Genomic DNA, 26,986 nt, shown 5'->3' on the forward strand with positions numbered 1-26,986 from the left:
GGGATCACTTATGAAGCATATCCTGGAGAAAGACCGGTATTTGATTTTAAAAACGTACCAACGAATCTGCGCGTAGCAGCATTTTTTGTGGGGGATAAAGTAACCGACATCACATTCAAAGGATTCGATGTAATAGGTATCAAAGTAGGCGATCAAGCGCAATCGGAAGCTTTCAGAATTAGAGGACAAGCTGATTTTGTACATATGGCTGCTCATGATAATGAAGCTATTGGTTTCTACTATACTGGAAATGGAACAGGAACCGTTCTGAATTCAGATGCGTATAACAACATCGGCCCAACGCCACTATCTGCAGGAAATATTGATGGATTCGGTGCTCATGGAGGGGACGTCTCATTCATTAACTCCCGTGCATGGAATAATAGCGATGATGGATTCGACAGTATCAGCTCCAAAGGGACTGTAATATATGACCATTGCTGGTCGTTTAACCATCGGGGCAATCAGGATGGGGTCGGCGACAAAAATGGATTCAAAGTCGGGGGCTATGCCTATAGAACAAGCGGGTTCCCAGATACACTACCTGTTCACACGGTTAAGTATTCTCTTGCTGTGAATAATGGAGCGAATGGCTTTTATGCCAATCATCAACCTGGACAATCAGCTACCTGGACGAACAACACAGCCTACAATAACAGTAGAGCAAATTTTGATATGCTGGAGCGTGTTAGTCTAACGGACATAACGAATATTCCAGGGTACAGAGAAGTATTACATAATAACATTGCGTTTACGGGTCGGGCAATCGTTAATGATAACAATTTGCCGGAGAATGTAACTAATAATTCGTGGACGATTAACGGAGGTCTTGAGATCACAGCTGATGATTTTGTGAGTTTGGATACAACTCAACTATCAGCGCCAAGAAAGTCGGACGGTACTTTGCCTGATGTTTCATTCATGCTTCCTGTATCTTCGAGTCCTCTTAGTCAATACAACTTAGGCTATCTTGCTGACTAATCATTTGTGTGTTGAAACCGCTGGTCTTGATAAAAGATCGGCGGTTTTTTGATGTTTTGAACCAGTATAATCTGATCCGAATTGTGGTCGGAGATCTTCTGACTGTAGAACAGTACACAACAATGGGACATATTCACAAGTTCGGTTCTTGCTTTTCAACTCAGCTTGCCACTGAATTTGGAGTCAACAAAAGTGCTATTACATCCATTATCAATCGCTTGGTAGAACGACAATTGGTTGAGAGAAACAATGATCCAAATGATCGTAGAACAATCTACCTGTCCCTGACTGATGATGGAAAAGACCTTTTTCTCAGGCTTGATCGAAAACTTCGAGAACTTGTCCAACCTGTCATTTATATGATAATCAAGAGAAAGTGAAGTGCACCCCTAGAATTTCATCGGATAAACCAGGTGTTTATTCCAATGTCTATTCTGAGGGTGCACTTCTTTATTATTCTAATTTTCTGAATCGATTAAAGCGCAGGAACTTGGGCAGTTGAATATGGTAAGATTTCAGCCCAAAGTACATCAGCATGCCTGACAACGTAATTAATCCACCTACGAATTGAAAAGCAGAGATGGTTTCTCCCAACAGTAGATAAGCCAGCATAATAGCCAGAACGGGTTCACCGATAATGCCTACAGAAACCGTCGTTGCACCAATGGTTTTAAGAAGCAGATTGAAAATATACTGGCCAAAAATGGTGGGGATGATCGCAAGTAGTAGGAAGTACATCCAATCGGATGATTCGTAATTGGTCAAAGAAAGGTTATTCCATAAACTGTAGACCAGCAGGACACTTCCGCCAATAATAAAGACAACAACACTATATATATTAGCGTCGATTTTTCGACTCACTTTCTGTCCCACCAGCATATACGCCGACACCAGTATGGTTCCTATCAGTGACAGACCGTCTCCGATCAGAGCCTCTCTTGACACGCCAATATCTCCCCAGGCGATAATCACCGAACCGAATAGGGCGGTAATCAAACATAGCACGGTAGGTATACTTGCTCTTTCCTTAAACATAAAGTATGACCCGATCATCACAAACAAAGGTTGCAGCGCTAGAATGACCATGGAACTAGCCACAGAGGTATATACCAGCGATTCCATCCAAAACAAGAAATATAGACCCAGCAGCAGGCCAGCCAGAAAAACTGTAATCCAATCCTTTGAATTCATTTTTAAGAAACGAATTGTTTTCCAAGGGATAAACGGAAGCATAATAATGGCTGATATATACAGCCTGTACATACCGGCTATAGCGGTCGGAGTATCCGAAGATTTGATCATGATTGAAGAGACGGATACCGACAAAATGGCGATAAAAAGCAATACATAAGGATGAAAAAGCAGCGACAATTTATTATCTTTCACATATAAGCCTCCAAAGTTCTTATCCGGTCGTCTGTGCACAGGCTATTGTGATAAGTCAAAGATTTGATATAATAATATCATTATTTTTGTGAATTTCGTGCAAATAAATCGCTATATAATATAGATATATCGTCAAAGAAAGGAACATCATAGCATGGTGAAGCAACTTTATGAGGATATTTTGTATTCTGATCTTTCGTTTCCCTATATCATGTACACACATACACGTCATGCAAGTATCCCCGAAGGCAGAGGGTTCAACGATCTGCATTGGCACGAAGATCTACAGATCACATTAGTCACTAAAGGGAGACTGGTTATTCAAATTAACGGAATTGATCATACATTGGAAACGGGTCAGGCGATCCTGATCAACAAGAGAATTCTTCATATCACAACAGAGCTTACACATGATGGTCAATATGTTAGTTTCAATTTTCCCGAAAAGCTATTAGCCTTTCATGTAGACAGTGCAATGGAAAAAAATTATGTACTGCCTTATACCAATTCTTCTTTGGTTTCGCTTGTGATTAAAAAAGATTCGGAGTGGGAAACACAGTTATTAGACATGCTTTGGGATATGAGGGAGACGTTTAATGCAGATAAAAAATGGGGATGGGAATATGAAATTTCAATTAAAACAGTACAGTTATGGTTTGTATTAATATCCAATATTTCAGTTCCTTCCGGAGAAACCCCAAGAAGCGAGAAGCGTCAGCAGGAAAGATTACAGTTAATGCTCAGTTTTATCCATCAAAATTACGCTCATCCGGTCACGCTTCGTGAGATTGCTGATGTAGCACATTTGAGCATTTCAGAGTGTACCCGATGTTTTAAGAAAACGGCTCACATGACACCTTACGAGTATTTGATCAAATACCGAATCAAGAAGAGCAAAGATCTCTTATTATCGACGAATGATACAGTAACCGAGATTGCGGAAAAAGTAGGCTTTAATCACGTGAACCACTTTATCCAGTCTTTCAGAAAGCACGAAGAAAAAACACCGAAAGAGTTTCGGTGCTCTCCATACCCTGATAGTCATGCATAAACGCTAAACGAATATTCTTTTACATTTATAGCGAATTTTGAAATTTTGCCTGAATTTCTTTTAAAAACAAATCCGCAGCAGTCGAAAAGACCTGATGTTTTTTCCAAACCATATTCAAGCCAGATTCAAGTCTCGGCTCTAGGGGTCTGAAACAAAGGTCGCTTTCACTAGACGTATTCACTATTTTATCAAGTGTTAATGCATAACCAATGCCTTCTTCAACCATAATGGCAGCATTATATGCAAGATTGTAGGTAGTAACGACGTTTAATTTGTCAAAATCTTCACCAAACCAGTCCGCAAACTCATTTTTTGAAAACGTCTGCTTCAGTGACTGTCGTGAACAGATCAGTGGAACATTTAATAAATCTGTTGATTGAATCGTATCTCTGGAGGCGAGTGGACTTTCTTTTCTCATAACAACTCCCCAAACATCCTTGTCAGAGAAATTAATATAGTTATATTTGGAGACATCCGCTGGCTGGATTAGAATACCAAAATCAAGAAGCCCCTTGTCAAGCCGTTCAGTTACATCATCTTCGTTCCCGCTGTATAGGTGATAGCGTATATTGGGATATTTATTCTGCACGTCTTTTGCCACCCTTGCAATCTGTTTCATGGCTTCGGTTTCTCCACCGCCTATATAAATATCTCCACTTATGGTTTCTTCCATGGATTCAAATTCTGCCTCCAATTTATCGACCATACCCACAATTTCTTCAGCTCTATTTCTTAAGAGCATACCTTCATCTGTGAGATTAACACTGTAACTACTGCGAATAAATAATTTTTTCCCCAGCTCTTGTTCAAGGTCTTTCAATTGTCTGGACAAGGTTGGCTGCGTAACATGCAAGAAATCAGCAGCACGAGTAATGCTTCCTTCTCTGGCGACCGTAAGAAAATAACGCAATACTCTAATCTCCATCTTAACTCCTCCTATATCCTTTAAACTCTACAATAAACCCTTGAGAAATGCCTTTCAAGCATATCTTGATATAAGATATGAGTATTTGCTATATGGTGTGTAAACGCTAAACTAAAGAGCGAGGCAAATAGAGAAGAAACTGAAGGGAATGAAGGATATGGATAAGACAAAGGTATGGTTTATTACTGGCGCTGGTCGAGGTATGGGCACAACTATTGCGAAGGCTGCTTTAAATGCTGGACACAAGGTTGTGGCTACCGGCCGGAATCCCGATGCGGTGGTTCGTGCGATCGGTGATTCCGAGAATGTAATAGTTGTCCCGTTAGATGTTTGCCAGCCTGCAGATGCACATTCCGCAGTCAAGGCGGCAATTGAACAGTTCGGGGCAATCGATGTACTCGTAAATAATGCGGCACATTTCTGTGGAGGGTATTTTGAGGAACTGACCCCTGACCAGATTGAACATCAGTTACAGGTGGCGTTGGTTGGTTCCATGCACGTTACCCGGGCCATATTACCTGTGATGCGCACCCAACGTTCAGGACATGTTATCTCGATCTCTTCTGGCGCTGGCATTTCAGGATTTGAGTTTAATTCGGCCTATAGTGCAGCGAAATTTGCGCTTGAGGGATGGATGGAGGCACTGACTCCTGAGGTAGCTCCATTTGGTATTTATACGACTATAGTCAATCCCGGATTTTTCCGAACAGAATTTCTTACCGATGCATCCTCGACTTTCGCTAAGCCCTCGATTGAAGACTATGATGATCGGAGAGCTGGTCATCTGGAATTTTTCAATAATCAGAACGGGCAGCAGCCTGGAGATCCAAAAAAACTTGCCAATGCTCTCCTTCAAATTGCAAACGAGGCCCAACCGCCGCAACGCTTCATTGCAGGAGCCGACGCGATCGACATTGCAGAGCAAAAAATTGCTGATCTGCAGCTCCAGATCAATGCTTACCGTGATCTGTCGAGGTCCATGGCATATGACAACTAAACGAAACCACCTGCTTGTATTCATTCTGACCTTTGGTGTATTCGGTATATTAAATACGGAAATGGGCGTAATCGGAATCTTGCCTTTGATTGCAGAACATTACCAGGTCAGTATCTCAACCGCTGGTTTAATTGTGAGTCTTTTTGCGCTTGCGGTTGCTGTATCTGGTCCGATTTTACCCTTATTATTTTCGGGCATGAACCGCAAGCATGTCATGTTGTTTGTGCTTGGCATTTTTATTGTGGGAAGCCTGGTCTCCGCCATCACATCAAATTTTACAGTATTGGTCATTGGACGTGTCGTTCCGGCCTTTTTCCATCCTGTCTATTGCTCATTGGCATTTACCGTCGCTGCGGCGTCAGTCCCCAAGGAAGAAGCGCCGAAGGCTGTGGCTAAAGTATTTGTTGGCGTGTCAGCAGGCATGGTGCTTGGAGTACCCCTTTCGAGCTTGATTGCTACCAGCACATCGTTGTTCTATGCGATGTTGTTCTTTGCCGCCGTAACAGTCGTCGCATTCGTAGCAACACTTCTGTTCGTGCCCTCAATGCCAGTTACGAAAAGAATCTCGATCGGTACTCAACTGTATGTATTGAGAAGATCCGTGATTTGGCTATCCATTGCTGGTGTGATCTTCATGAACGGAGCCGTATTTGGGGTCTATAGTTACCTTGCCGAGTTTCTGAAAACCGTGACCAGATATGACTGGAACACCGTTAGTGTGATGTTATTTCTATATGGCTTGGCCAATATGGTTGGGAACATGCTGGCAGGGAAACTGCTCGCTAATCACCCGTTAAGAACAGTCAAGATGTATCCAATTGCACTAATTGCTGTTTACATCTTGCTGTTCACCTTCGGACAATTCAGCGTGCCAGCAGCCTTCCTTATTTTCATTTGGGGAATCTTAGGAGGCATAGGGAGCAACATTACTCAATATTGGGTGGTATCTGCAGCACCAGAGGCACCCGAATTGTCGAATGGGATCTTTCTAACCTCTTCCAACCTGGGAACAACACTTGGCGCTAGTGTATGTGGACTAATCTTAACTGGAATAAGTACACAATATATTGTAGTTGGAGGAATCGTATTTCTAATATTTAGTATTGTAACGAATTACTTCAGAATCTCCATGACTGGTCGAATAAAGAGTTCAAATGTCGAAGGATAAGCAGACGAACGTAGTGATTGGCGTTGGAAATTAGCCTTTGGGCATTTTGCTCTCATCCATATACAACAGGTTCCAGCGGTGACCGTCCAGGTCGGCAAATCCCCCGCCGTACATCCAGCCGTCTATTTCACCTGGCTTGCCAAAGATGGTTCCTCCAGCAATCTCTACTTTTTGAATAAATGCATCAACTTCTTCTCTGCTGTCAGCGCCAATGGAAAATATGACTTCTGCGCTTTGGGAAGTATCTGCAATTTTGGCACCTGTAAATTTCTCAAACGTTGCATCCGGAAACAGCAGAATCGTTGTTGAACCTATGACAAGCTGGGCTCTCTCGTTACCAACATTCTCCCCATGGAATCCAATCGCATTGAAAAAGGTAGTGGATTTCACAACATCTTTCACCGGCAGGTTCATCCAGATTTTTTGTGACATGGCTGCAGCCTCCTTATATATACTTTCAACTACGTTTACTATACTCTACTTCTAGTAGGGTTTGAACCCTCAGAGTGTTCTCTATATAATAACCATAACGCTTACCTAACTTACCTAAGTGAGGGATAATTTGAAAGGAAGGTGATGGTGGATGAGCGAACCTTGGGCTGGTTCAATGAGTGGTGTTCCGTGGGATGAGGAAAAAATGAAGAACGCGATCACGCAATTGCGAAACCGCGCTACGATAAGTTTTGTTGTTGGGCTGGACGAGATGCGTGATCTACGTCAACTGGATGAACTTGTGTTTGCCAAACGCCAGGATCTGATACTATCTATATCAAACACTGATGCGAAGGGACGTTATACCGAAGAATTTCTGGAGATACTCGCCACATTAAAGCATGTCACCGCTTTGCAGCTGGATCTCAAGCAACCACAAGACCTGAATATACTCGGTACGATGCAAAGGATGACATTTCTCACCATTCGCTCGCCCAAAATTCAAAACTTGGATTTCATCCGTAACTTTAAAACCTTGGACTATCTCGCACTTAGTGGGAAATTCGCTGATCTCTCCCCAATCGAGGACTGTATTCGCCTGCGTACCCTTGTCCTAAACTGTGCTATTGATCAGCTTAATTTTGTTGTGGACCTGCCGTTCATCGAGTATTTGGCTATCGATCAATGTACATTGAATGGTTCGCTTGAGGTGCTGACTGAATCAAATATCCGTATGCTGAGATTATCCTCGGTCCGTAATCTAACCCATATTGATGCGCTGGGGGCGCTGCATAATCTAGTCTATCTGCATCTGTCATTACCTAAGATCGAGCGGTTGTGCGACTTTTCAGGTATGAACAATCTCCGTCAGCTAGAATTGGATTTCTTGAAATCATTACAGGAGATCGATAACCTGTGGACTGCGGATCAATTAGAGGTACTGGTCTTGAAAGAGATACATAAGGGGATCAAGGCGGAAGCTTTCGAACGTTTGACCGAAATGCAAAGTCTTCGCCAGGTGGATTTCCGTTATATCGATCACAGCAAAGGACGTATTGCGGCCATGCGTAAACGAATGATGGATGCAGGAAAAGGACAGCTTCTCTACGAGAATATTACTGAGGAAGAACGAATACCTTCCACAGGTCTTGTGCATCTGTCAAAAATCCTAATGTAAGCATGACATGACTATATACTCAGTTATCCGGGTGTAAAAACATAGTCTGATGGAAAGTCGCTATTTTAGCGGCTTTTTTTCGTGTTATATATACATGGATTGAACATTTTGTTTGAAAATAGCCCTTCATTTGAATGAATATTGATCGATTAGACCTTTTTGCTCATCCTGACTTCACACATTCATTTTTTCTCGTATAATAACAAAAAAAGATATAAGGGGGAACTCAAATGCTTACAGTTGGATACATTGGCAATGGCAAAAGCACAAATCGCTATCATCTTCCTTTCGCGTTGAATCATGATCATGTAAAGGTAAAAACAATATATGCCCGTAACCTGGATAAGACGGAATGGGATCGAGTACCGGATGTACAGTACACGAGTGATCTTGATGTCTTAATGAATGACGATGAGATTCAGCTGGTTGTGGTATGTACACATCCGGAATCGCACTTTGATTATGCCAAGACAGCACTGGATCACGGTAAAAATGTGCTTGTTGAGAAACCCTTCATGTTGGACAAGAAGCAAGCTGAAGACATTTTCCAGTACGCCAAGGAGAGAAATCTAATTGTCGAATGTTTTCAAAACAGACGTTATGATTCGAACTTCCTGACCACACAAAAAGTAATTGAATCCGGGAAACTTGGAGAGATCTTAGAGGTGGAAATGCATTATGATTACTACCGTCCTGAAATCCCAAACAACACCAACCATTTTTCCAAATACAACAGTTATCTGTACGGGCATGCCAGCCACACGCTTGATCAAGCCATATCCTATTATGGTAAGCCGGAACGCGTTCACTACGATGTCCGTCAGTTGCTGGGCGAAGGCAGAATGAATGATTACTTTGACCTCGATCTGTATTATGGAACGTTAAAAGTATCTATTAAATCGAGTTTCTTCCGTTTAAAACCTCGTCCGTGTGCGATCGTTTATGGTAAAAAAGGGATGTTTGTCAAACAAACGGAGGATCGTCAGGAAGAGCATCTAAAGTTATTCCACTTACCTAAGGGTCATCCTGACTTCGGAATCGACCTGCCACAACATTATGGGACCTTAACATACATGGATGATGACGGCGTGTATCATGAGGAGAAAGTCGTTTCCGAAAAAGGAGATTATACCCATGTGTATGATGCTCTCTATCAAGCCATCGTCCATGGCAAGGAGAAGGTCGTCAAAGACGAAGAAACGTTAGCTGTTATGGAAATCCTTGAAAAAGGGATTGAAGCTTGCCGCTAAGATAGGCTGGACTTACCCAAGTAGATTAGTTACTCCCTTCGGACCTCAATATGTCCGTGGGGGGAACACTTTTAACGAAGAAAAGAAAGCGCTTGCTGTAAGGTTTAACAGAGGTATGATCGCCAAGAAATGACTGCTCCCACCTAAAACACAACATTTTGCGAGTCTTATACTTGATGAAGGGAGGCATTGGATGATCATCCAAAAAATCTTTAACAATAATGCCATTGTGGCTAAAGATGCACTCCGTGAAGAATTTGTAGTTATGGGTAAAGGGGTTGGATTCAAGAAAAGTGTAGGAGACGCACTTGACGAAAATCTGATCGAAAAACTATTCATTCTGAAACCCAATGAAACGTCAGAAAAATTCAAAACGTTGCTAGAAGATATTCCAACTGACTATGTTGCATTATGCTATGACATCATAGAGTACGCCATAAATAGACTCAAAACGCCCCTCAGTGATTATATATATGTGACACTTACAGATCACATCAACAATATGATCAAGCTGTATGATGAGGGAATTAAAATTGTAAACCCGTTAACTTGGGAGATTAAGAAGATCTACCCCAAAGAATTCGAGGTAGGCCTCAAGGCATTGGAATTCATTGAAGAATCAATAGGGAAGCGATTTCCTGAAGACGAAGCAGCCAATATTGCTCAGCATCTCATTAATCCCAAAGTGAACAGTGAGTACCCCGAGATTGCAGATTTAGGGCGACAATTAGAGAAGATTAATGATATTCTGTCCATCATCCAATATACCTTTAATCTTGTTCTGGATGAAAAAGAGGTAAGTTACGAACGGTTCATCAGCCATCTAAAATTCTTCTTCCAAAGCTTGAATCAGCGGCGAGAAGCGTTGATCGAAGACGATTTCCTGTTTAGACAGGTCAGAACCAAATATACCAAAGCATATGAGTGCATGTTGAAAATCGAGAAGTATCTTAATACTACATTATCAGATGAAGATCAATTATATCTGACGATTCACATCGAAAGAATCACACGAAAATCAATTGAATAAAATCTGGGATTGTTACTGGTCATGCAGGCGAGACTCATTGGACAAGGCGTTTTCCGCTTTGTTCCTATGGTCTTGCCTTTTTATTTATATCCAATGTTGGAAGGATGATCACTCATGAAGTATGAGGAATTGGCAAAAGACATTATTCATCATGTTGGTGGAAAAGAGAACGTAGAAAGCCTGGCGCATTGTGTAACTCGTCTGAGGTTCAAACTGAAAGATGAAGGCAAGGCTAACACCGATGTCCTGAAAAATATGGACGCCATCATCACCGTAATGCAAAGCGGAGGACAATATCAAGTCGTAATCGGCAACCATGTTCCTCAGGTTTATGCTGATGTTGTGGCTATAGGCGGACTTCAACTGGACTCCGGACAGTCATCTGGAGAGTCCACCAAAGAAAAAACGAATATTTTTAACACCTTTATCGATGTAGTTTCCGGCGTGTTCACCCCGGTGCTTGGCATCTTGGGAGCAACCGGAATGATCAAAGGGCTAACTGCTCTCCTCGTAGCTGTCGGATGGCTCAGTACAACATCAGGAACCCATCAAGTGCTCAGCGCGATAGGTGACTGCTTGTTTTACTTCTTCCCGATCTTCCTGGGATATACGTCAGCGAAGAAGTTTAATGCTAACATTTTCATCGGAATGGCGATAGGTACTTGCCTGGTTTATCCAAGCTTCTCAAGCCTGACCTCAACAGGCCAACCGCTGTACACCATATTTGGTGGGTCCGTGATTGAATCGTCTGTGTATCTGTCCTTCCTGGGGATTCCGGTCATTTTGATGAATTATGCATCCAGTGTCATTCCAATTATCATTGCGACGTATGTTGCTTCAAAAGTTGAAAGGGTTTTCAAGCGAATTATTCCGAACGTTATAAGTAACTTCTTTGTTCCATTCTCTACATTGCTGGTGGTTGTGCCAGTGGCACTGATCGCAATCGGGCCGGCTGCGACTTGGGCAGGTCAATTGCTCGGGACAGGAACGATGTTCCTCTATAACTTGAGTCCAGTAATCGCTACAACTTTGCTCAATGGATTCTGGCAGGTGTTTACTATTTTTGGCGTACAGTGGGGATTAGTACCTATTGCTTTCAACAATCTTGCCATACTGAAGTACGATCCAATGATCATTACCGCTTCCGTGCTTACTGTATTCTCACAAGTCGGTGTGGTACTGGCTATTTTAATTAAAACCAAAAACAAGAAATTGAAATCCTTGTCCATTCCTGCCATTATCTCGGGTATCTTTGGGGTATCAGAGCCTGCAATTTACGGGATTACGTTACCGCTCAAAAGACCGTTTATTATGGGATGTATTGCAGCGGCTGTCGGCGGTGGTATTACCGGCCTAATGGGAACCAAAGCATATATGGTTGGTGGTATGGGAATCGTTGCTTTTCCAAGCTTTATTAGCCCAGAAGGAATCGACAGCGGATTCTATGGCATGATTCTTGGCTCTCTTGTGAGCTTCGGTCTGGGATTCTTGCTCACGTTCTTCCGTGGATTTAAAGATCCTGAGCAAACGAACAGCAATCAAGATGGCGATGGAAAAGGTAGTGCTGGCAACGAGGTAGCAGTTAAGCATGACATCGTACAAAGTCCGATGAAAGGTAACATTATTGCTCTAAGCGAAGTTAAGGATGAGGCATTTTCCAGCGGTGCGCTTGGTAAGGGGGTAGCCATTGAGCCAACTGAAGGCAAAGTGTACTCACCCATCGATGGTGTGCTTACGAATGTGTTCCCATCGGGTCACGCCATTGGCATAACAAGTGCGCACGGCATTGAAATTCTTATTCATGTCGGTAAGGACACGGTCAAGTTGAAAGGGAAACATTTCACACCCAAAGTGAAGCAGGGAGAAGCCGTTAAACAAGGAGAACTTCTATTGGAATTCGATATGAATGAGATTAAAGAAGCTGGATTCAGTCTAATCACACCTGTTATTGTGACCAACTCGGGTGATTACCTGGATGTCATTGAAACGGAGAAAACAAGTGTCATGTATCATGATGATTTGCTTAAGGTGGTGAACTAATGAGCGTATTTAAAAACGGATTTATGTGGGGCGGTTCAGTTTCCAGCATGCAAGTGGAGGGAGCTTGGAATGAGGATGGCAAAGGTCTTACCGTGTACGATGCGAGTCAGATGAAAAGCAATGCCGAGACCGTTTCGGATTGGAAAGTAGCCATTGATTTTTATCACCGTTACAAAGAGGACATTGCTCTGTTGGCAGGCATGGGCTTTACAGCTTATCGATTTTCGCTCAGCTGGGCTCGCATTTTGCCGGATGGAGAGGGGATTGTGAACGAAGCGGGGTTGCAATTTTATGATCGTGTCATAGATGAGTTATTAAAATATAACATCGAACCCGTAGTTTGCTTGTACCATTTTGATATGCCACTTACTCTGGCGAATAAATATGGTGGCTGGCAGTCACGGCAAACCTTTGAGGCCTTCAAAGCCTACGCTCAAATCGTGATCGAGCGCTTCGGTACACGCGTGAAATATTATATTCCTTTTAACGAACAGAATGCAGCCGTATCCATCCAGATGAAGAATCTGGAAGAGGTTATCCCGCAATCACATATGCAACATTCGGTCGCAGCGGTGCAACATCATATGTTCATGGCTTCGGCAGCAGTACGAAACATCGCACGGGAGTATGCACCACACGCCATGGTAGGGGGCATGGTTAATTTTGCACCCTTTTACCCGGCGACCAGTAAACCGGAAGATGTACTAACCGCTCAGAAGGCGAATCGCAGATATAATTATCGGATGTTAGATGTATTTGCGAATGGCGAGTATCCGGCAGATCAACTGCATGAATGGCGCTTGAATGAGGTAACACCGCCCTTTCAGGAGGGAGATCTCTCTTATTTGAAAGAGGGCAAGATGGACTTTCTCGCTCACAGTTACTATCAATCCTTAACGATTCAGAATGGCATGGAAGTGACTATCGAATCCATTTGGGACTTTTTTCTTGGAGGGAAATCACTGAACAATGCATATTTGAAAACAAGCGAATGGGGCTGGGCTATTGATCCGGTTGGTCTGCGGCTTACGGTCAAAGAGATATATGACAACTATAAGTTACCGGTATTCACCATAGAGTGTGGAATTGGCGTCAAAGAAGAGCTGGATGAGAATGATACGGTGCTGGACGATTATCGCATAGCCTATTTTCGCGAACATATTGAGCAACTCAGACTGGCGGTTTCCCAGGACGGCGTAGATCTAATGGGCTTTCTCACCTGGGGACCCATCGATATCTTAAGCTCACAAGGTGAAATGAAGAAGCGTTACGGATTTATTTATGTCGATCGCACCGAAACGGATCTAAGAGATCTGAAGCGTTACAAGAAGAAGAGTTACAACTGGTTCAGAGAGGTTATTTCCAGCAATGGAGAAGACCTGGAATGAATAAATGAATGAACGAAATGATCATGTGGTTACGACCGTTCTCTGGAATACTTCCGGAAAACGGTCGTTTGTTTTGTTTAGATTCACTATTGCACAAATGAATGTTCCACCGAACGGCTTACTTTCTCAATAAATCGAGCTATTTCTTGCGGTGTCTCCTTCATTCCATGTTTAATCCAATTTTTGATGACTGCTGCACTGCCGCTTGAAATGAATGAATAGTATGATTCAAGGGTATTCACATCCATGTGAGGCATTTGTTCCCTCCATACTTCAATACTTCGATCATGCAAAATATAGATCACCCGTTCCAAATAATCTCCATTCCCATGATCAGAGAACAGGATGGTACACAGGTCACTGTTATCAGCAATATGTTCGCAGATTTCAACGAATGAACTTTTAACATGTACATCATCCAGTATAGAACGTTCTATAAGCTCCTTAATAACCGCAAAAAATGATTCTTCAATGCTTGAAAGCAAATGAACTGGAGAATGATAGTGCATATAGAACGTATTACGATTAAGATTTGCTTGTCTGCATAAGTCAGTCACGGTAGTTTTGTTAATTGGACGCTCTTTCATAAGTGCTAACAGACTTTCTTTTAATACCATTTTGCTATATTGAATTCTGCGGTCTTCTTGCATTCCCCTTAATTACCCTCCTAATGATGCAAAATCATCGAGCTAACAGACACCATTCGTTGTTTCGTTCGTTAACTATCATTTGTTATCGAACTGCCTGTTGTTTATCGAACAATGTGTACATATACTATAACAAGAGTAACAGATTATTAGCTTTTGGAGGAACAATTAATGAAAGTAACCTATGCAATGATAGATAAAGAATTACGTCTGAAAGGCAGGATTTTGAACATCTTAATGAGTTCCTCAAGTGAAGACCAATTCTTAAAAGATATGCTCAAAAGAAAAAAACAAATTGAAAAACGAAAAGGGAAGCATCTGGAAGGGATGCACTGTCGGGAAGAATGGATTGAACGTAAAGACGGATCTAAACAGCGTATGCTTATATATAGACCTCATCATGTCCAAGAAAACCTTCCGGGTATTCTTTGGTTACATGGAGGAGGCTACGCACAGGGAATACCAGAACTATTCGAAAACATGTACCAAAAGTTAATGGATACAAGTCATTGTGTTATTATCGCGCCGGATTATCGTTTATCTATTGAAGCACCGTATCCAGCAGCGTTAGAGGATAGCTATGACGCTCTTCTGTGGATGAAGCAACATGCCAAGGAGCTCGGAATTCGGAGCAATCAACTTATGGTAGGTGGGGAAAGTGCAGGAGGAGGGTTAACTGCAGCTCTTACTCTCTATGCGAGAGATCAGGGGGAAGTAAATATCGCATTTCAAATGCCCCTGTACCCCATGATCGATGACAGAATGATCACTGAATCAGCCCAAGATAATAATGCCCCCATATGGAACTCTGACATGAATGCATGGGCTTGGAAGCTGTACCTCGGAGAGAATTACGGAAAAGAGGTATCTCCTTATGCGTCAGCTGCAAGAGCTACCGATTATAGTAACCTTCCACCCACAGTGACTTTCGTCGGTGATGTGGAACCCTTCCGGGATGAAACGATCGAATACGTTAAGCAATTAAAAGAAGCCGGCATTCCCGTTGAATTCACGTTATATAAAGGCTGTTACCATGGATTTGATATCATTAATCCCAAAGCCAAGGTAAGCCAAGAAGCCACTTCATTCTTAATGAAATCTTACAAGTATGCAGTAGAGTATTATTTTGCCGAACAGCATCACACTTGAATAGAGGGATGTATGTCTGGAATGGAAATAAACCAAAAGAGCAATCTCCAATGAGGTTGCTCTTTTGGTCATCGCTTTCTAGTTTGTCACCTCTGACTTTTTAATTGGTAGTAAACGATTTGTTACGAATACGACCATTACAACGAGAAGAGCTGTTATCCCGATTAAAAGTTGGATATTGCCTAAAGGATACAAAAAACTTCCAATTAGTGGAGCAGTAGCCATACCAAGATAACGAACAAAGTTATAGACACCCATTGCCGTAGCGCGCTCTTCAACAAACTCCGAGGACAAGAGGGTTGGCATTACTGGTGTGGCAAGTCCCATCACGAATCCAGTAAGCATCAGAGAGAGAAGCAAAGCAATTAGAGAATAATCTGCAGCAAAAATAAAAATCACAAGACTCAAAATGGTCATTATACCGGCCCAGAAGAGTGTTCGAACTGACCCTATTCTGGTTTGTAAACTTCCACTTATTTTACTTCCAACAAGATTGAATATCATGAGGGCAAGGGAGAAAAAACCAATGCTTGCGGCGCCTAAAGCATACTTCGTTTGTAATATTGTAGGTAAAAATACGATGAATGTGTAAAAGACATCATACATGATGAAACCACTCAAAAGAACTACAACGCCGATTTTGTTTCCTAGAATTTTCCCAAATGCTTTTAAACCTAGTCTTGTTCCCGCTGGTTTTATGTTGACTGGTTTTGTCTCAGGTAACATAAATATGGCTGCGATCAGGATCAGAAGAGCACTGACTGCTGCAAAACCAAACGTACCTGTGTAACCGAATTGACTACCGATAATGCCACCGATGAGCGGACCAACTGCTGGTGAAATTCCAAGAATCATCTGATATGTAGCCATACTTTCGGCACGCTCTTTACCCTCAAAAACATCTCCGATCATTGTAGCAGCTACTAATGGAACAGATGATGCGCCTATTCCTTGAATGACTCGAAAAATGAGTAACATTTCTATTGAACCTGAAAACATGCATCCTATAGTAGCAATTACGTAAATAATTATACCCGGGACTAGAATTTTCTTACGTCCATTACGATCAACAATGGGGCCAAGTATGATCTGCATGGTTGCCATGGCCACAGTGAATAAAGTAACTGTTAGATTAACTAAATGTAATGACGTATTTAGATCTTGTTGCAGATCAGGTAGCAAAGGAATGTACAGGCTTTGAGCAAGAGATACAATAGCGGCAGAAATCCCCAAGATGAAGAGCATTCGTCGTTTGTTCATAAAACACCTCCAAATTATATTGACTGACTGTCAGTCATATTGTATATTGAGCTTATAACATTGACTGACAGTTAGTCAAGTTGTACATTTAAACTAATATAAAGGAGTGACAAAGGAGATCTGACAATGACACGAGTAAGCAAGAATCCCCAGGAACGAAAAAATGAAATACTGACTGTGGCTATGGAATTATTCAACTCGAAGGGCTACGAAGATACATCCGTCAGTGAAATCGTAAGAAAAGTTGGTGTTTCACAAGGAACTTTCTACAATTATTTTCAATCCAAAGAAGATGTACTTCATGCTGCTTGTGAACGAACATTAGCATCTCGTTTGGAAGCAATACATCATTTAGTTGAAAATAGCGAGCTCAACGCGCGAGAAAAAATCATTCGTATTTTTATGGATGCAACCCCTGACGAACATGATGAGGATGTATTTGAATATCTTCATAAGGAAAGTAACAGTACTTTGCATCAAAAATGGATTGTTATCGAAATTAATGCATTGATTCCCTATATCAAAAAAATCGTTCAGCAGGGGGCAGAAGAGGGAGAGTTTCTTGCTCAACAACCTGAGCTTAAAGCGGAGTTTCTTTTGGTAGGTGCTGCATTTTGGCTTGATCGCGGTGTGTTTACCTGGAATGAACAAGAATATCTGGAGAGAAAAAATGCTTTGAACGGGATCATTGATCAGCTACTTGCTGTTAATAAGCAATGATTTGCATAGCTTAAACAGACTACGGGAAGAAGGAATACAAGAATGAATGCATTAACAAAAGATTTTAGTGAGGTTTTACATGGCCGTCGTACGATAAAGAAATACGATCCACATTTTAAAATTAGTCGGGAAGAAATTATTGAAATGCTCGAAGATGCTGCTTTGGCACCGTCAGCATTCAATTTACAGCCTTGGCGATTTGTTGTTATTGAAAGTGACCATGGTAAGGAAGACCTGCTCGAAATTGCGCCTTTCAACTTTTCACAAATTAATACTTCGTCAGCGGTTATCGCCGTCTTTGGTGATCTGAATTTTGTTGACAGCGCAGAAGAAATTTATAAGGAAACCGCTGATCTTGGCTATATAACGCAGGAAATTAAAGATAAGATGCTGGCTATGGTTGTACCTATGTATAATCAATTTTCGATTGATCAGAAAAAAGAGTCTGTGTTGCTGGATGGCGGACTTGTCTCCATGCAGTTTATGCTTACGGCACATGCTCATGGTTATGCAACAAATCCAATGTCAGGCTTTAACAAAGAGAAGATTGCAGCTGTATTGGGATTAGATCCAGAGCGATATGTTCCAATACTGCTCATTTCAATCGGCAAGGCAGCTTCAGATGCGCGCCCGCCTGTTCGTCTTCAGGTCAGCCAAATTACAGAGTGGAAATAACAGAATTTTCACTCAAAAAAATGCCTCGACTATAGTACCAATGAAAGTCGCTATTTTAGCGGCTTTTTTTGTTTTAATAGTCTCAAGACTTGACCTACAGTCAACTCTATGTCTTATACTTCGAATAGGCTTGAAAATTATATAAAGAATTGGAGATTTATTTAACATGACGAAGAGTACAAATTGGAGTGTTTTTGGACTGGCAATACTCCTTGGTTTATTTTCTACATTAGGTCCATTTACGATTGATATGTATTTACCGGCATTTCCTGAGATTGCACAAAATATGAATACAACAGCATCACTTGTACAATTTAGTCTTACTGCTTGTTTATTAGGACTAGGTGTAGGACAACTTGTTATGGGTCCTTTGAGTGACGCGTACGGTAGACGTAGACCATTGTTGATCTGTATGGCAGCTTATATTATTTGTTCCTTGGCATGTGCTTTTGCTCCGAATATCGGACTATTGATTTTGTTTCGTTTCACACAAGGATTTGCGGCTTCAGCGGGAATTGTCATTTCCCGTGCGATAGCTAGAGATCTGTACAGTGGACATGAACTCACCAAATTTTTCTCTTTGCTTTTACTTGTAGGGAATTTGGGGCCTTTGGCAGCACCGATTGCGGGAAGTGGGGTTCTTTCATTCACGACATGGATTGGCGTGTTTATCTGCCTTTCATTCCTGGGGATTTTCTTATTAATCATGACAAAGTGGAGTTTAAAAGAAACACACCCCGTAGAAAAACGTATGGTTCCCGACTTCAAACAACAATTGGGGAATTACAGAATGCTTCTGCGTGACCGTAAGTTTGTAGGCTACATGCTGGCACAGGGAATCATGACGGCAGGGGTCTTTGCTTATGTGGCCGGAACTCCATTTATTTATCAAAATATATATGGCGTTACACCAACTGTATTTGCTATATTGTTTGCTTCAAACGGAATCAGCTTAATCATCGGATCTCAAATCGTGGGTCGATTGGCAAAACGCATACCTGAGCAGACCCTTCTATTATCTGGTCTATGGCTTGCTATAATAGCAAGTGTGGCTGCTTTGGTGGTAACTCTGGCTCATGGTCCACTTTTCGCTTTGGTCATTCCATTGTTCTTCTTTGTTTGCTCGATCGGCATTACGTCTACAGCGGCATTCCCACTTGCTATGGAGAGTCAAGCCAAGATGGCCGGAAGTGCAGCAGCACTGCTCGGAGTTGTTCCTTTTCTTCTGGGTGCATTGGTTGCGCCCCTGGTCGGTATCGCGGGTGAGGACACTGCCGTCCCGTTAGGACTCACTTTATTAATGACCAGTATCATTGCGATTGTTACTTATTTCTTGCTCGTTAAAAACGTCACGCAGCATACACCTAATCATGCCCAATCCCAATCTAATGCTGACTTTTAAATAGAAGGAACAGCTCGCCGAGCATTGGCGTGAGACATGAATGAATATGAATATGATTCCATTACAAGTCGCTAACACAGCGGCTTTTTTGGTTTTCTTACTGAACCCTCAGCCTGAATTCAGGTAAGGCATTGTTAGATAATGGAGAGACTGGGGAGGAGGGGGCTGCTCACTGCTTCATTTGGTATAAGCTTAATCTCTCTTGAACAGCATTCAGGACTTCTTCCGGAATCTCCTTAACCTTCAGATCTTCACCTAGGAACAGCAACCAATTGGTGATTTCGGTTAATTCCTCTGGGTTATGAACATTCATATATGTCTTAAGCACGGCTGTAGTTTGGTACGGATTCGTATAGGCAATTGTAAACTTCAGAGGATGGTATTTTTTGAATTGCGTAATCGCCTTTGGACCAAGTTCCAGCACAAGATTGATAACTTCTTCCTGTGTACTTAATTGCTCTATAATCTTTTTAGGACTCAACCTTTTTTTCGTCGGGTATACTTCTACATGAGTGACGTTGTCGACAGATACGATACGTCTCTTTTCTTCCTCTAAGTCATAACCTTCAATGATCCAATGGCCGTTTTGATGATGAAGGTGCAAGAGAACAATGGGATAGGACTTTGTTTCCTTCTCTTCTTGGACAGTAACTAACAAATCATTTTCTAAGAGAAGAATTTGGATGAGTTTTTCCAAGGTAGGGTGAGGTAGGTCTGACAGATCAAGCAAGTCTGGATTATGAGGATTGGTCCCTTCAAAAAGCAATATTTGATTCAAATGCACAAGGTCATCCTGCTGATTTTCGGAGATGAGGCCCAATAATTTTTCAGCTAAAGATTGACGACTCTTCAGATAAGGAAGTTGTTGATTTCTTGTTGCCATAAAGGCAATAAATAGCGCTTTGATTTCATTATCGGTAAACCGAACAGTGGGTAGGAGGGAATTGTTCATCACAAAATAACCCCCATCTCGCCCAACTTCAGCGACAAGTGGCATTCCCATGGATTCAATTTCTCTGATATCTCGAATGGCTGTCGAACGAGAAATGTTAAATTCTTGCATAATTTCAGAAATGGTAAAGTGGGCACGGTTATTGATATACCGCGTGATGACATTAATGCGTTCAACTTTTTTCATGGGGCCCCCTAAACAGTATCATATTCTGACATGATTTAAGGTTATTATAAACCCATCAAGTGAAAACACAAATCAATTGATCATTTAAAAGAGGATGGTGTAAACCATGAGTAATTATCATTTTGAAGAAAAAGACAGCTTTATCGTGCTAGGTATTGGAACGGAGCTTAAGAGCAACTACACAGACTATGCTGGCATAAGCAAGGAGAAGGCTGATTTTTGGTCCACCGTGAAAGAGAATGGAAGCCTGGACACATTAAAGTCCCTAGCAACAAACGAGTACATTTTTGCTGTAAACGAAGCAGTCAATAACAAGATGATGCATTATGCTGGTGTCATGACAGAAAAATCTCTGCTAGAAGCAACGAGAGTGATTCAATTTCCTAAGGGAGAATACCTGGTTGTGAAGGGCGAAGCAGAGACGGCTGATGCGTTAAGCAATATGCTTACTGGCATTGCCTTTGGTCAAGCTCTACCGAGGGAAAAGGATTATGCCTATGTTGGTGGTCCAAACACAACGGTTGAAATGGGAGAGAGAACCGGGTTGGTATATGGTGAAATGTGGATTCCTGTTGTAAGGAACTAACTGAAGCATAAATATTCAAAGTGAAAGAATCCCTTCTCTTATTAGGAAGTGGATTCTTTTTTTAGTTCGATGTCTAGTGAATATCATTTAATAGGTTTAGTTTTCCTCAAGTATGTTATCATATTCTTTGTGATAAAAGGCTTGTTTCGAGAATAGCTAAGTAATAAGTTTTTTTTATTATTTACATAAAGTCAATGGAAGGCAGGAGATATAGCAGTATGGTCACGCTGATACTTTCGCTCGTTATGATTATGAACATATTACTCTCAGCGGTATTTTTGTTTTTTGAAAGGAGAGACATCGGTTATACTTGGGCCTGGCTCATGATTTTTTACTTCATTCCTATTGTAGGTTTTATCGTTTATCTCTTTCTGGGCCGTAACCTCAAAAAGAAAAATTTCTACGGGCTTTCAGCTGAAGAGAGAAACTCCCTAAAGTTAATTGTTGAGAACCAATTAGTGACATTGAAGGAGCAACGTACGGAAAACAACCCCCTCCTCATGAAATATGCTGATCTGATTCAATTGAATCTCACTTCATCCAATGCAATCCTAACCAATGACAATGAGATATTCATCTTCGATGATGGACAAGAGAAATTTGATTCTTTATTTGCTGATATTAAGCATGCCAAGAAAGAGATTAACATCCAATATTACATTATACAACCGGATTCCTTAGGGAAGAAATTACGAGATGAATTAACCATAAAAGCTAAAGAAGGCGTAAAAGTGCGAGTTCTCTATGACGAAATTGGTTCAAAGAAACTTTCACTGAAATTTTTCAGAGAACTGATCTCTGCCGGTGGAGAAGTAGAGGTCTTTTTCCCATCACTAATTAGGCCATTAAATTTCCGCATGAACAATCGAAATCATCGCAAACTTTGTATCATTGATGGGGAGATTGCTTATATCGGCGGATTTAATCTGGGAAATGAATATCTAGGCATGGATAAAAAGTTTGGATACTGGCGTGATACACATTTTAAAATGCACGGAGATGCCGTTAATCATATTCAAGGTAGGTTTATTTTGGATTGGAAACACGCCAGCAAATCCGGTCAAGTAAGTTACGAACAATTCTCCTTCAACACAGTCAAGCTTGGCGGTTCAAGTCCAGTTCAGATTGTGTCTAGTGGTCCTAACTCACAGGTAGAACACCTGAAGAATATGTACATTAAGCTTATAGTAAATGCTAAAAAGAGTGTGTATATTCAAACACCTTACTTTATTCCTGACAGCACGTTTATGGATGCATGTAAAATCGCTCTCCTATCCGGGGTGGATCTGCGCATTATGATTCCCAATAAGCCCGATCACCCGTTTGTATATTGGGCAACTTGGGCGTATGTTGGTGAATTATTGGACTATGGCGCGAAGATTCTGTTATATGACAATGGTTTTTTACACGCAAAGACCATTGTAGTTGACGAAGAAGTCGCTTCAGTAGGCACGATGAATATTGATTCCCGGAGCTTTAGGTTGAATTTTGAAGTGAATGCAATTGTATATGATGAGCGAGTTGCAAAACAACTTCAAGAATTGTTTCATCAAGATAGCCAGTTAAGTTCAGAGCTTACTTCTGATCATTATAAAAATAGGTCCCTTATTATCAAGTTTAAAGAAGGAATATCACGTCTTCTTTCACCTATTTTATAGCTCAGCTTCACTGCCGATGTTATACTCAACCAGGCACGATAAAACTTTTCACTGAAGTGCTTCTTAACGACTAGAGTATTATCAAATCCTTCTTTTTAAGTCAACAGTTAAAAGCTCTCTTCCAAATGGAAGAGAGCTTTTCCAATTACACGACAGCATGTAATTAATTTAAAACACCGCTGCCGACTATTTTAACCTTTACTTCCGGATGAAAACGAACCTGGCCATATTGTTTATTCCAATCTAGGCTTTTCCACAAGTCTGGGTAATGGGCAATTAAATGTCTGCCAATCCCGAAGGAATCACAACCACTTTGCTGAAGTGTCTTGATAATTTGTTCTGCGTCATGAGTCATGTCATCGGATAGCTTACTATTCAGACGGTTAATCGTCTCCTTTTCCTGAAGATGATTCATAGCATACTCAACAATCGTTACAGGAAGTTCAATATGGAGATTTACATCAATCTGGCCGTCATCAACTACTTTTACCGCCAGTTTGCTCTTAATCTGTTCGGTATTCGCTTCGTAAGTGACATAGTTCCGTGGATTGTTGGAAGGCCCTGGATGAATCTTTTTGACAAAACGCGCCGCTTTATTCCATTTACCACTCATAATAATGTATAGCGGAGCCTGTTCGGTATTGAGACTCCCACTGAACCTTTGCCCATGAAACAGGGCGATTCCCCGAGCATCAATTTCTTCTCCGTCCTTATAGAGGTAAGGTAACGTAAAATCCTGTCCGGGATCCAGCATGGGAGGGAGAAGGGTCTCTAACGTCATTTCAGGAAAGATGCATAATTCCTCCAGACTCTTAATTTTTTTCGTAATAAACTCACCAATTAATATGCTGCCGACTCTTCTCTGGTGTAACAAATCTCCGGCATCACCATCCACAATCGCAATTTTCACATGCGAGGTCGGGTAATCGGGTTCCCGATATAAGACATCCAAGTAAGGATAAATGTCATTCTGTGCGAGTTTGTTGCCGTATAAGATCATCCCATATTTGAAAAAACGAATATCACCCGTCACTTTAGCCCGGATTCTATCTGTGCTTTGACGAACCGATCTCCCGGCACCTGAATGGACTTCATTAACGCTACTCCCTTGTTCACTTTCAAAATCATCGACAATTTCAAGCGTCTGTTTAATTTCCCCCTCTGAGGTGATGTCATATGCTGAAGCATTAGCCAGTCTTGCATCTTTTAGACTATCCTGATCCCAGCATCCCGTCATCAACATGAGCAGGATCAGCATGCCAAGAGCCATTCCTTGTTTACTCATATCATCTTCTCTTTTCGTTTCAATATATAAGACAGGAGCAGGAGCAATAGAGGCAAGATCATCAGAAAAAAGTAAGCCGATCTGTTGGCAATCGTACTAATTAACTCAAGGTTTTCCTTCTGTTGTGGCAGATAGCAAATTACGCAAGAAGCAATAACGACATAAGGCACGGCCTTTTTATGATGTTTTTGTTTGAACAGGTAACTTATACCGTAGGATGCTGTGTAGTAGTAGCCACAAATGGCCCCGAAAATTGAAATTAACCAGATGGGCAGGAACAGAAAATCGGCCCGATCCATTGTCCCGAGTGGGATAGAGCGGAGCAGATAAATGACAGGTTCAGGCATTAAGTCAAGTTGCTGAGGACTGAAAGCCGTTGAACAAATGAACACGGTAAATGCATACAACAAAACGACAACAGCACTTGCTAAAGCAACAGACTTAAGTTTGCCACCGCTGCTACCTTCAACCATAGGAAACACAACGAGAAAAAATTCGAATCCGAACATCGCCATTAATGTTTCGGTTGAACCACTAATAATATTGGGCCAACCTGCTTCGGTCATAGGCAAAAGATATAACAGATTGATTTCCTTGATTCCGTAACTGATCAATACCATCATGGGCAAGACCAAAAAGGAGATGAGCACAAGCACCCGGGCAATAATTCGCAATTTTTGACGAACCAAATAGATGCTGCTGAACAAAAAGAGGGCTAAAATAGCCCAGCGTGGAGTATCCTGCAGCATCCAGCGGTTAATTACACCGTAGGCGTTTACCAGGACAGAAGTACCCATCAACAGGAAATATCCGACGTAGGCAATAATCAGTATCTTCCCAATCCATTTGCCCGTAATCAGCGTTACAATTTGATATATTGAAGAACTAGGGAATCTTCGCATCAAAAGCCAGCACAGCAGGATGATAAGTTGAATCAGGAATCCTCCTAGAAAAACAGAGATCCACCCGCCGCCCTTGGACAGAAGGTGTATCCGGTAAGGGAGGGACAAAATATCTACACCGATTTCAAATTTCATAATGAGTAAGAACAATTGTCCCCGAGTGATTGTCGTTTCCTTATTCACGTTTTTTCCAACTCCTCGAGAACTTCTGCTGATTCAGCCGCTGAGGCCGGGCATCATGAGGACGCTCGCGAAGCGCCCAGATAGGAAATCGAATCCATACATCCTTCATGTCCTTTAATCGGAAAGGGGCGACTGGAGCAAAATAAGGCGATCCGAAGTTCTCCAGCTTACAGAGGTGAATGGTTAGAATCACCAGACCAAATGCGATGCCGATATATCCAAAAAGCGCCGCTCCAATCATCATCGGAAAGCGGAGAATACGCACTGCTGAACTCATCTCATGCGAAGGTACCAAGAACGACGAGATGGCGGTCAGTGATACCACAATAATCATCGTATAGGATACAAGCCCAGCACGAACGATCGCATCTCCGATAACCAAACCGCCGACGATGCCGATCGTCTGGCCCACGCGGCTGGGAAGTCGGACCCCGGCTTCTCTTAATACTTCAAAGATCAGTTCAAGCAACATGGCCTCTACCAGGGCAGGAAAGGGGATACTTTGCAGTGATTTCTTGATTGTATGTGCCAGCTCCAACGGTAAAATCGCGGAGTGAAAGGAGATGGTTGCAATATAAACGGCAGGTAATGTAAATGCAATGACGAAGCTCATCATGCGAATTAAGCGTAAAAAAGAACTGACGATCCAGCGACCATGATAATCATCCGGACTTTGGTAAAATGCAAAAAACGTAACTGGCGCAATAAGAGCTGACGGGCTGCCTTCGGCAAGTATGGCGACGCGTCCCTCCATCAGATTGGCAATAACCCGGTCAGGTCGTTCTGTACTAAGCTGCTGAGGGAACAGAGAAAAGGGATTATCCTCAATAAACTCTTCAATAAACCCTGGAGCCAGCACCATATCAGAAGATATGGATGAGATTCGCTCTTTTACCTCTTCTACCAACGCTGGATTGGTCACATCCTGGAGGTATACAACTGCAATTTTGGTATGTGTCTTCTCGCCAACGTTAAAATATCGAACGATTAAGGACGGACTGATAATTTGTCTACGGATTAGATTCAAATTAACGGAAAGTTGCTCTATGAATCCATTGTGCGGTCCTCGAATAACACCTTCGTTTTCTGGTTCGGTTGTGTTGCGGACATACATTTTCTCGGTTGAAAGAATGTAAAACTCCGGGTTCCCGTCAAGTATGTAAAGACATTTCCCTTGAATGAGTGAGTCTATTCCGTTTTGCAGATCAGTATCTTTTTGACTTTCTAAAGTGGTGAACGATGGATAGATTTCCGAATGAGTCTGATCCTTTAGAGCTGTTATGACATGTGTTTGAATGATTTCCTGATCTACAAGTGAATCGATATAGAGAAGCACACTCTGCACACCATTGAATAAGAGCGAATGTTGTTTCAAATCGTCAGTATGATAAAGGGACTGCTCCACATAAGAAATATTCATTTTTAATTCAGAGCATGCATGATTGGTTGGGGCCATTGATCCACCTCGTTTCAAAATGCGACTTGGATTATTTTGTGCAAAATCAAGACGATTATTCAATAATTCACAATCAAATTAGAAACTTTTTCCTAAATCT

Annotated in this window: 25 protein-coding genes; 16 read left to right on the top strand and 9 right to left on the bottom strand. The window is 41.7% G+C overall.

The features are described from left to right. Positions 1 to 3 precede the first annotated feature (3 nt). Positions 4 to 981, top strand: a complete 978-nt coding sequence (locus PAHA3_RS09815; RefSeq protein ID WP_371327934.1) for a right-handed parallel beta-helix repeat-containing protein — start codon at positions 4 to 6, stop codon at positions 979 to 981. Between the two features lie 11 nt (positions 982 to 992). Next, the gene (locus PAHA3_RS09820) at positions 993 to 1,361 is read left to right on the top strand and encodes a MarR family winged helix-turn-helix transcriptional regulator (RefSeq protein ID WP_167350867.1); all 369 of its coding nucleotides are present in this window, start codon (positions 993 to 995) and stop codon (positions 1,359 to 1,361) included. 73 nt (positions 1,362 to 1,434) lie between these two features. Here PAHA3_RS09820 and PAHA3_RS09825 read toward each other — a convergent pair whose 3' ends face one another. Then, the gene (locus PAHA3_RS09825; protein WP_062834567.1) at positions 1,435 to 2,367 is read right to left on the bottom strand and encodes a DMT family transporter; all 933 of its coding nucleotides are present in this window, start codon (positions 2,365 to 2,367) and stop codon (positions 1,435 to 1,437) included. Between the two features lie 154 nt (positions 2,368 to 2,521). Here PAHA3_RS09825 and PAHA3_RS09830 point away from each other — a divergent pair, with 154 nt between their 5' ends. Beyond that, positions 2,522 to 3,418 carry an AraC family transcriptional regulator gene (locus PAHA3_RS09830; RefSeq protein ID WP_062834568.1) on the top strand — a complete coding sequence of 299 codons (897 nt, stop codon included), beginning with the start codon at positions 2,522 to 2,524 and terminating at the stop codon, positions 3,416 to 3,418. 25 nt (positions 3,419 to 3,443) lie between these two features. Here the strand turns inward: PAHA3_RS09830 and PAHA3_RS09835 are convergent, their stop codons facing one another. Further along, on the bottom strand, positions 3,444 to 4,343 hold the full coding sequence (locus tag PAHA3_RS09835; protein WP_062834569.1) for a LysR family transcriptional regulator: 900 nt from the start codon (positions 4,341 to 4,343) through the stop codon (positions 3,444 to 3,446). Between the two features lie 157 nt (positions 4,344 to 4,500). On the opposite strand from PAHA3_RS09835, the gene PAHA3_RS09840 reads away from it, so the two are divergent. After that, the gene (locus PAHA3_RS09840) at positions 4,501 to 5,340 is read left to right on the top strand and encodes an SDR family NAD(P)-dependent oxidoreductase (RefSeq protein ID WP_062836049.1); all 840 of its coding nucleotides are present in this window, start codon (positions 4,501 to 4,503) and stop codon (positions 5,338 to 5,340) included. After that, on the top strand, positions 5,330 to 6,508 hold the full coding sequence (locus PAHA3_RS09845) for an MFS transporter (RefSeq protein WP_062834570.1): 1,179 nt from the start codon (positions 5,330 to 5,332) through the stop codon (positions 6,506 to 6,508). The genes PAHA3_RS09840 and PAHA3_RS09845 overlap by 11 nt, the downstream gene beginning before the upstream one ends. A 30-nt stretch (positions 6,509 to 6,538) precedes the next feature. Here PAHA3_RS09845 and PAHA3_RS09850 read toward each other — a convergent pair whose 3' ends face one another. Continuing rightward, on the bottom strand, positions 6,539 to 6,940 hold the full coding sequence (locus PAHA3_RS09850) for a VOC family protein (protein WP_062834571.1): 402 nt from the start codon (positions 6,938 to 6,940) through the stop codon (positions 6,539 to 6,541). 151 nt (positions 6,941 to 7,091) lie between these two features. On the opposite strand from PAHA3_RS09850, the gene PAHA3_RS09855 reads away from it, so the two are divergent. From PAHA3_RS09855 to PAHA3_RS09875, 5 genes are all read left to right on the top strand, one after another. Further along, a complete protein-coding gene (locus PAHA3_RS09855) occupies positions 7,092 to 8,117 on the top strand; it encodes a hypothetical protein (RefSeq protein WP_062834572.1) in 1,026 nt (341 codons plus the stop codon). 230 nt (positions 8,118 to 8,347) lie between these two features. Then, positions 8,348 to 9,367, top strand: a complete 1,020-nt coding sequence (locus tag PAHA3_RS09860; protein WP_062834573.1) for a Gfo/Idh/MocA family oxidoreductase — start codon at positions 8,348 to 8,350, stop codon at positions 9,365 to 9,367. A gap of 193 nt (positions 9,368 to 9,560) precedes the next feature. Then, complete coding sequence (licT, locus tag PAHA3_RS09865) at positions 9,561 to 10,397, top strand: BglG family transcription antiterminator LicT (protein WP_062834574.1); 837 nt, start codon at positions 9,561 to 9,563, stop codon at positions 10,395 to 10,397. Positions 10,398 to 10,511: 114 nt separating this feature from the next. Then, on the top strand, positions 10,512 to 12,437 hold the full coding sequence (locus PAHA3_RS09870; RefSeq protein ID WP_062834575.1) for a beta-glucoside-specific PTS transporter subunit IIABC: 1,926 nt from the start codon (positions 10,512 to 10,514) through the stop codon (positions 12,435 to 12,437). Continuing rightward, positions 12,437 to 13,825, top strand: coding sequence for a glycoside hydrolase family 1 protein (locus PAHA3_RS09875; RefSeq protein ID WP_062834576.1), 1,389 nt, complete (start codon positions 12,437 to 12,439; stop codon positions 13,823 to 13,825). Before PAHA3_RS09870 ends, PAHA3_RS09875 begins: the two co-directional genes overlap by 1 nt. 86 nt (positions 13,826 to 13,911) lie before the next feature. Here the strand turns inward: PAHA3_RS09875 and PAHA3_RS09880 are convergent, their stop codons facing one another. Beyond that, complete coding sequence (locus PAHA3_RS09880; RefSeq protein ID WP_167350868.1) at positions 13,912 to 14,442, bottom strand: TetR/AcrR family transcriptional regulator; 531 nt, start codon at positions 14,440 to 14,442, stop codon at positions 13,912 to 13,914. A gap of 201 nt (positions 14,443 to 14,643) precedes the next feature. Between PAHA3_RS09880 and PAHA3_RS09885 the strand changes: the two genes are divergently transcribed. Then, positions 14,644 to 15,621: an alpha/beta hydrolase gene (locus PAHA3_RS09885; RefSeq protein ID WP_062834578.1), complete on the top strand. Its 978-nt coding sequence runs from the start codon at positions 14,644 to 14,646 to the stop codon at positions 15,619 to 15,621. Between the two features lie 78 nt (positions 15,622 to 15,699). Here PAHA3_RS09885 and PAHA3_RS09890 read toward each other — a convergent pair whose 3' ends face one another. Then, the gene (locus PAHA3_RS09890; protein WP_062834579.1) at positions 15,700 to 16,881 is read right to left on the bottom strand and encodes an MFS transporter; all 1,182 of its coding nucleotides are present in this window, start codon (positions 16,879 to 16,881) and stop codon (positions 15,700 to 15,702) included. 126 nt (positions 16,882 to 17,007) lie between these two features. Between PAHA3_RS09890 and PAHA3_RS09895 the strand changes: the two genes are divergently transcribed. The 3 genes from PAHA3_RS09895 (at position 17,008) to PAHA3_RS09905 (ending at position 19,678) form a co-directional block, all read left to right on the top strand. Further along, positions 17,008 to 17,601 (top strand): TetR/AcrR family transcriptional regulator, encoded by a 594-nt coding sequence (locus PAHA3_RS09895; RefSeq protein WP_062834580.1) that lies wholly within the window; start codon positions 17,008 to 17,010, stop codon positions 17,599 to 17,601. A 42-nt stretch (positions 17,602 to 17,643) separates the two neighbouring features. After that, a complete protein-coding gene (locus PAHA3_RS09900; protein WP_062834581.1) occupies positions 17,644 to 18,276 on the top strand; it encodes a nitroreductase family protein in 633 nt (210 codons plus the stop codon). 166 nt (positions 18,277 to 18,442) lie between these two features. After that, complete coding sequence (locus PAHA3_RS09905) at positions 18,443 to 19,678, top strand: multidrug effflux MFS transporter (protein WP_062834582.1); 1,236 nt, start codon at positions 18,443 to 18,445, stop codon at positions 19,676 to 19,678. A 169-nt stretch (positions 19,679 to 19,847) separates the two neighbouring features. Here PAHA3_RS09905 and PAHA3_RS09910 read toward each other — a convergent pair whose 3' ends face one another. Further along, on the bottom strand, positions 19,848 to 20,816 hold the full coding sequence (locus PAHA3_RS09910) for a helix-turn-helix transcriptional regulator (protein ID WP_062834583.1): 969 nt from the start codon (positions 20,814 to 20,816) through the stop codon (positions 19,848 to 19,850). Between the two features lie 106 nt (positions 20,817 to 20,922). Between PAHA3_RS09910 and PAHA3_RS09915 the strand changes: the two genes are divergently transcribed. Beyond that, positions 20,923 to 21,402: a GyrI-like domain-containing protein gene (locus tag PAHA3_RS09915; RefSeq protein WP_062834584.1), complete on the top strand. Its 480-nt coding sequence runs from the start codon at positions 20,923 to 20,925 to the stop codon at positions 21,400 to 21,402. A gap of 218 nt (positions 21,403 to 21,620) precedes the next feature. Beyond that, complete coding sequence (gene cls / locus PAHA3_RS09920) at positions 21,621 to 23,060, top strand: cardiolipin synthase (protein WP_082762763.1); 1,440 nt, start codon at positions 21,621 to 21,623, stop codon at positions 23,058 to 23,060. Between the two features lie 163 nt (positions 23,061 to 23,223). Here cls and PAHA3_RS09925 read toward each other — a convergent pair whose 3' ends face one another. Genes PAHA3_RS09925 through PAHA3_RS09935 form a run of 3 tightly spaced genes read right to left on the bottom strand, consistent with a single transcriptional unit; the run spans position 23,224 to position 26,886 of the window. After that, a complete protein-coding gene (locus tag PAHA3_RS09925) occupies positions 23,224 to 24,345 on the bottom strand; it encodes a Ger(x)C family spore germination protein (RefSeq protein ID WP_062834586.1) in 1,122 nt (373 codons plus the stop codon). Then, positions 24,342 to 25,430 (bottom strand): GerAB/ArcD/ProY family transporter, encoded by a 1,089-nt coding sequence (locus tag PAHA3_RS09930; RefSeq protein WP_082762764.1) that lies wholly within the window; start codon positions 25,428 to 25,430, stop codon positions 24,342 to 24,344. Before PAHA3_RS09930 ends, PAHA3_RS09925 begins: the two co-directional genes overlap by 4 nt. Then, positions 25,423 to 26,886 (bottom strand): spore germination protein, encoded by a 1,464-nt coding sequence (locus tag PAHA3_RS09935; RefSeq protein ID WP_062834587.1) that lies wholly within the window; start codon positions 26,884 to 26,886, stop codon positions 25,423 to 25,425. The genes PAHA3_RS09930 and PAHA3_RS09935 overlap by 8 nt, the downstream gene beginning before the upstream one ends. Positions 26,887 to 26,986 lie beyond the last annotated feature (100 nt).

Origin of the sequence: Paenibacillus amylolyticus, assembly GCF_001570725.1 — a bacterium.
In the GTDB taxonomy this organism is placed as follows: domain Bacteria; phylum Bacillota; class Bacilli; order Paenibacillales; family Paenibacillaceae; genus Paenibacillus; species Paenibacillus amylolyticus_A.